4 protein-coding genes and 1 pseudogene are annotated in these 4,338 nt (G+C 67.8%); 3 read left to right on the forward strand and 2 right to left on the reverse strand.

From position 1 onward, the window contains the following. Both ACFQEU_RS12075 and ACFQEU_RS12080 read left to right on the forward strand, forming a co-directional pair. Positions 1-93, forward strand: a pseudogene (locus ACFQEU_RS12075) (1-(5-phosphoribosyl)-5-[(5-phosphoribosylamino)methylideneamino]imidazole-4-carboxamide isomerase); the annotation flags it as partial. Positions 94-298: 205 nt separating this feature from the next. Continuing rightward, entirely contained in the window at positions 299-1,012 is a 714-nt protein-coding gene (locus ACFQEU_RS12080; protein ID WP_379782468.1) for a hypothetical protein, read from the forward strand. 1 nt (position 1,013) lies between these two features. Here the strand turns inward: ACFQEU_RS12080 and ACFQEU_RS12085 are convergent, their stop codons facing one another. Together ACFQEU_RS12085 and ACFQEU_RS12090 are read right to left on the reverse strand one after the other, a co-directional pair. After that, positions 1,014-1,820 carry a universal stress protein gene (locus ACFQEU_RS12085; protein WP_379782470.1) on the reverse strand — a complete coding sequence of 269 codons (807 nt, stop codon included), beginning with the start codon at positions 1,818-1,820 and terminating at the stop codon, positions 1,014-1,016. 1 nt (position 1,821) lies between these two features. Then, complete coding sequence (locus ACFQEU_RS12090) at positions 1,822-3,216, reverse strand: APC family permease (RefSeq protein ID WP_379782472.1); 1,395 nt, start codon at positions 3,214-3,216, stop codon at positions 1,822-1,824. Positions 3,217-3,331: 115 nt separating this feature from the next. Here ACFQEU_RS12090 and hisB point away from each other — a divergent pair, with 115 nt between their 5' ends. Next, complete coding sequence (gene hisB, locus ACFQEU_RS12095; RefSeq protein ID WP_379782474.1) at positions 3,332-3,928, forward strand: imidazoleglycerol-phosphate dehydratase HisB; 597 nt, start codon at positions 3,332-3,334, stop codon at positions 3,926-3,928. Positions 3,929-4,338 lie beyond the last annotated feature (410 nt).

Below are 4,338 nucleotides of genomic sequence, written 5' to 3' on the forward strand. Positions count from 1 at the left end.
GCGGCCGCGGTCGTCGTCGGCACCGCGCTGTACGAGGGGCGGTTCACGCTTCGGGAGGCGCAGGCCGCGGCGGACGACGCGGACGCGATATAAGTGACGGGGCCCGACGCAGTGAAGCGGTTCTCTCCGCGCGAGCGACAGTCACCTCGCCGTGAACGACGGTTCTTCCGGGGTGAGGTTTAACCGCTCGGGAGCCATAGTATGTGCATAGTTACCGTCTCATGAGGGTCGTCATCGAAGCGAGGTGTCGGTACCCCGTCGGAACCGGAACCCGGCGTTCCACCGGAGGAGCCGGCCAGTGACCGCCGACAGTGCCACCGAACAGCTCGTCCGCGCACACGAGTACACGGACGAACACGGATACGCGACCGCCGAGGTCGTCGCGGAGCCGTACGTCGAGGCGGGACGGATCCGCGTCCCGATCGAGGTGTTGACCACCGGGGAGCGCCACACGGTCGCGTTCGACCCGCCGGCCACGTGGTCCGAGGAGTACCCGATCGTTCGGCTCGTTGAGTCCCTCGGGTACGGTCCCGGTGGTCTCGCGGTGCTCGACGGCGAGCGGTTCCCCGTCGAACTCGACGGGCCACCAGGTGACGCTCCCCCCCAACCGGTGTTCGACACGGCGGAGCAGCAGCCATCGAACCCCACCGTCGCTGGCGCGGAGATACCTGAACTCTCGCGGGAAACCGTCGGCCGTGGCGCGACCGAAACCCTCCGACTGGCCGGCCGCTCGGCGCAGTACGCCGTCGCGGTCGCGACGTTCTTCGCGGTCGTCGCGGTCGGAACGATCGTCGCGGCGACGGTCACGTATGCGACCGTTCTCAGCGGCTTCCTCGCGTTGAGCGCGCTCACCCTCGCCGGCGGATCCGGACCGATCGGAGCGCTGTTGCCGGTTCTCGCGACACTCGTCGCGATCCATGTCGTCGTCTCCCGGCGGATCCGGTCGGGACTCCCGAACGAGAGCGCGGGCGGATCGCGGGGAACTCGCCCGACCCTCGACCGCTATCGGTGAGTCAGTCCGGGCCGTCACCGCCCTCCGCCGCCCGCTCTCGCTGGACGACGAGGACGGGACCGAGGAACCGCTCCGCCACCTGTTTGGAGGGCATCCCAAAGACGAACGTCGTCACCGATCGGTCGGTCTCGCCCATCACCACGGCGTCGTGTTCCCGGCCGTTCCGGGCGATCGCGTCGATCGGCGTCTCCGTCTCCTCGACGAGGATGTCTATTGCGTCGGGGTCCATCCCCCGCTCGACGAGATCGGCCTCAACCCCGTTCAAGAGGGTTTGCGCGTCGTCTGCCTCCTCTTTCGGGCCGAGCACGTGGTACAGCGTCACCTGGATGTCGGTGCCGGCGAACAACCCGGCGATCAGCTGCGTGTTGCGTCCGATCCCGACCGTTCCCCGCACGGCGACGAGCACTGACTCCGGCTTCTCGATGCTGTTCGGCACGAGCACGGCCAGACAGTCGTGTTCGTAGATGATTCGGTCGATCGTCGCCTGCTCCCCATGCGTGAACACGAGCCGGGTTTCGACCGTCGCCCCCGCGGTGGTGAGCCGATCGGCGAACTCGCTGAGCTTCTTCATCGCGGTCTCGCCGAACTGCTCGCGCGCCTGCTCGGCCGCGGTCTGCTCCGGGATCACGTGGTAGCCGAGCAGCACCACGTGTGCGTTCGCGAGGAGCTCGCTCGTCCCGTCGGGCATCGAATCGCCCTCGAGCACTTCGAGGGGGACGAGCACCGTCGGCCGTTCCGCCCCCTCCTGTTGCTCGATACCGTCGTTTTCCGGCTGTTCGTCGGCCGTCGGTGTGTTCGTGTTCGTCATCTCAGAAGTCACCCTTGAGTTCGACGTCGGTCGCGTAGTAGCGGTACCACCCGTATGCGGCGACCATCACGACGATCCCGATCCCGATCGACGCCGGCTGCATGAACGCGATGAGTCCGAAGCTCGCGACCGCCCCGACCCCTGCAACGGCGAACCCGGCCGGACACTCGAAGGAGGGCGTGTACCACTCCGGGCTTTCGCGGCGCAGCTGGATCAGCGCGACGCAGATCAGCCCGTACAACACGAGATGGAGGAACGACGCCACCTCGGCGAGCAGCTCCACCTGCCCGGTCGCCGTGAGCACGACGATCGGGCCGCCGGCGAGCCCCAGCGCCACGTGCGGGGTGCCGTACTTCAGGTTGATCCGGCTCGCCGTTTTCGGGATGATCTCGTCGCTGCTCACCGCGTACACTGCACGAGAGGCGCTCAGTATCGAGGCGTTCGCGCTGGAGAACGTCGCCAACAGCCCGGCGATCACTATGGCGAGCGCGCCGGGGAACCCGATGAACTCGCGAGCGACCTCCACCATCGCCGTTTCGCCGAACTCGCCGAGGCGAGCGCTCCCGAACGCGCTCGTCGCGACGAAGATGGTGACGACGTAGAACACGCCGACGATGATCACGGAGCTGACCATCGCCAGCGGGAGGTTTCGCGACGGCTGTTTGATGTCGCCCGCGACGGTCGCGATCTGTGCGAACCCGAGATAGGAGGTGAACACGAGCGCCGCGGTCTGGAGGACGGGCAGGGCACCGCCGGGCGGGAAGAACCGCTCCGGCGTGCTTTCCGCGCCGAACACCCCGAGCGCGTCCAGACTCCCGTACGAGAGGAACAGCGTGAGAATGGCCAACAGCAGGATCACGATCCCGTTCTGGAGCGAGGCGGTGTTCTCCGTTCCGAACAGGCTGAGCACCGTGAGTCCGATCCCGAACGCCACCCCAAGCGGCACCGCAGGGTTGATCGGGAGCGTGATCCCTGCCTCGAAGAACACCTGTCCGGCGTAGCTGCCGAGCCCGACGAGGTAGAACGCGGACGCGAAGACGAGCCCGAGCCAGAGCCCGAGCCCGACGATCGCACCCGGCCCAGTACCGAGCCCCCGCGAGATGAAAAAGTACCCCCCACCGCTTCGCGGCATCGCGGTGGCGAGCTCCGAGGCCGGCAGCGCGACGAGCAGCGCGATCACCGCCCCGATCGCGAACGAGAGCGACGCCGCAGGGCCGGCGTTTTCGGCCGCGAGCCCCGGGAACACGAAGATCCCCGCGCCGATCATCGTCCCAATACCGATCGCGAGGCCGCCGACAAGCCCGATCGTCCGTTCGAGCTCCCCCTCACCTTCGTCAACGTCGTGTTCGATCGGCGGCTCCGGAGCGCTCTCCGGACCGACATCCTCGGTGCCCATGGTCGCGTGTTCATCTGGCGGGCAAAAATAGCCACCGACGAACGGAGTCGGGTCCCGACCCTCGCCTACAACCTGCCCCCGCAACCCCCTTAAGAGTCCCCCACGAGAACCGTGTATGAGCGATACCGACCGCACCGCCGCGGTCTCCCGTGAGACGGGGGAGACCACGATCGAGCTCACTCTCGCCGTCGACGGCGACGGCGATAGCGAGGTCGACACCGGGATCGGCTTTTACGACCACATGCTCGAATCGTTCGCGAAACACGGCCTCTTCGACCTGACGGTGCGCTGTGACGGCGACACCCACATCGACGACCACCACACCGTCGAGGACGTGGCGATCTGTCTCGGCGAGGCGTTCGACGAGGCGCTCGGCGACAAGCGCGGGATCCGGCGATACGCCGACCGGCGCGTCCCGCTCGACGAGGCAGTCGCGAGCGTCGTCGTCGACGTCGCCGGCCGCCCGTACTACGAGTTCGCCGGCGAGTTCTCTCAGGAGGCAGTCGGGAAGTTCACGAGCGTCATGGCCGATCACTTCGCGCTGTCGCTGGCGATGAACGCCGACCTCACCCTGCACGCCGCGGTCGAACGCGGCGACAACGCCCACCACGAGGTCGAAGCCCTATTTAAGGCTCTCGCGCGTGCCCTCGACGACGCCACCCGACTCGACGATCGGCGGAGCGACACGCCGAGCACGAAAGGCTCCTTATAAGCGTCGTCGCCGGCCCGTTGTAACCGTCGCCGGCGGCCGTTTATAACCGTCGCCGGCGGCTCCGTCGCCGGCTTCCGGGGCGCACGTCCCGCCCCGCTGTCGCGGCTTTCCTTATAAGTGTGGACGGGAGAAGCGCCCCCACCGGCGATCGGCTCCGAAGCCGCCGGTCCCGCCACCGGCTCGTTGGTTATCTGCTCTGTCGCCGTCGTTCCGGTTGAGTTATCTACTACCCATGTCGGGGTCGGGCGGTGAAAAACGGGTGTTCCGGTTCGGGGTCCGGATCCGGCGACGTTCGTCGCTCGGCGGCGTTCAGCGAGCGATGGCGGTCAGATCTCGGCGGCTTCGCCGTCGAGGCGGTCCGCGTCGTCGGCGTCACCGCCGTCGGTGACCTCGTCGCCGACGGCGAGCAC

This window comes from Halorubrum tibetense (assembly GCF_042661865.1).
GTDB lineage: Archaea > Halobacteriota > Halobacteria > Halobacteriales > Haloferacaceae > Halorubrum > Halorubrum tibetense.